We start from the raw sequence: 1334 nt of genomic DNA, 5'->3' as shown, positions 1-1334 counted from the left end.
TCAGCGGAGTTCTTTTCTGTTTCACCTCCGTAATTATACAAATTAAAAGAACAGGGACATATTCAGCGAAGTTCTTACCCATTCACCTTCGTAATGATATAAATTAAAAGAATGGTGATTAAAATTGGTGTAGCTCTACTGTAATGAGCACAAAAAAACTGCCTCCAAATTCCTAGACTTACCTAAGAATTTGAAGGCAGTTTTTTTGTAAAGTAAAGAATTACATTCTTATCCTCTTAATACATTTACTTTTAATTCTATACTAATTTTTGTTATATATTTTTCCGAGAGAAGACTTCCTCCTTATTTAACTTGAAGGTTTGACGGCACCGGCACATAGGTAGAAAATGAATATTAGTTAGCGTAAGCTAAACTGTTTACTCATAATTTTTTTATTTTTATTATTTAAATGCACAGTGAAACGCCTATATAAGTTCGGACTTACCAACATTTGAACTATATCACTTTTTAAGTTAAAAATATTTGAGCTTGTTGAATTTTGTATACCGCTCAATTACAATCTCTCTTAATAATAATGATTAAAAAAACTGTAAAACGGTTATAGTTTTACAGTTCGTTATATTTTTTATTTTTTCCAAACGCCTTTTCTACTGGATATTTCTCTGCATTCTTGCGTAATTTAGCATGAACTGCCTCTTCTAAATCAATATTTAATTTATCACTTAACATAAGTAAATAAATCATTACATCAGCTATTTCTTCCTTCATTTCTTGCATTTTCGTTTCTGTTGCTTCTTCACTTGACTTCCATTGAAAAACCTCAAGCAATTCTGATGCTTCTAAGTTTAATGAAATGGCTAAATCTTTAGCATTATGAAACTGACCCCAATTTCTCTCATCTCGAAATTTTATTACTGCCTCTTGTAAATGTTGCATTCCTATTAATCTCCTCTCTATCCCTTACTATTTTTTTATATAAAACTGAACACATATAGAATCTCTTCTAATTAACCTGAATCCAGATATAGTCATCCTCATATTTAACATTTAATTTTAATCGAATCCCCTTCATATAAACCTCTAATTGTTTCATAAGGTCCTCATCATCAGGTTGATCATATCTATCTAAGTTTAAATATAACTTAAACAGATTTCCATTCGTTAACTCAAACTCCCATTTTAAAAAGTTATGTAGCATATTTTCTTTATTCATATAATTATTTGCTTCCATATAATCTAGCAATTCATATAAATTATAGTATACTAAGCTACTTGGTTTAAGACCTTCACATCTTGGGCAAAATTCTCTATATCTGTCTTGTAATTGCATAATCATTTCTGTTCCACATTGATTACAGTTATACATATAATAC

At 29.2% G+C, this 1334-nt stretch carries 2 protein-coding genes; both read right to left on the bottom strand.

Translation table 11 applies throughout. The features are described 5' to 3' along the window. Positions 1-567: 567 nt before the first annotated feature. Positions 568-897: a nucleotide pyrophosphohydrolase gene (locus DN403_RS30925; RefSeq protein ID WP_098033605.1), complete on the bottom strand. Its 330-nt coding sequence runs from the start codon at positions 895-897 to the stop codon at positions 568-570. 67 nt (positions 898-964) lie between these two features. Continuing rightward, entirely contained in the window at positions 965-1327 is a 363-nt protein-coding gene (locus DN403_RS30920; RefSeq protein WP_098834075.1) for a hypothetical protein, read from the bottom strand. Between the last annotated feature and the right edge of the window lie 7 nt (positions 1328-1334).

This window comes from Bacillus sp. AY2-1 (assembly GCF_008368965.1).
Classification (GTDB): Bacteria; Bacillota; Bacilli; order Bacillales; family Bacillaceae_G; genus Bacillus_A; species Bacillus_A thuringiensis_S.
Note: the sequence above shows the minus strand (reverse complement) of the source record. Positions and strands in the feature narration are given on the sequence as shown.

Coding starts and splice junctions, on each gene's coding strand:
- DN403_RS30925 (WP_098033605.1), bottom strand. CDS start 897: ATGCAACATTTACAAGAGGCAGTAATAAAATTTCGAGATGAGAGAAAT.
- DN403_RS30920 (WP_098834075.1), bottom strand. CDS start 1,327: ATGTATAACTGTAATCAATGTGGAACAGAAATGATTATGCAATTACAA.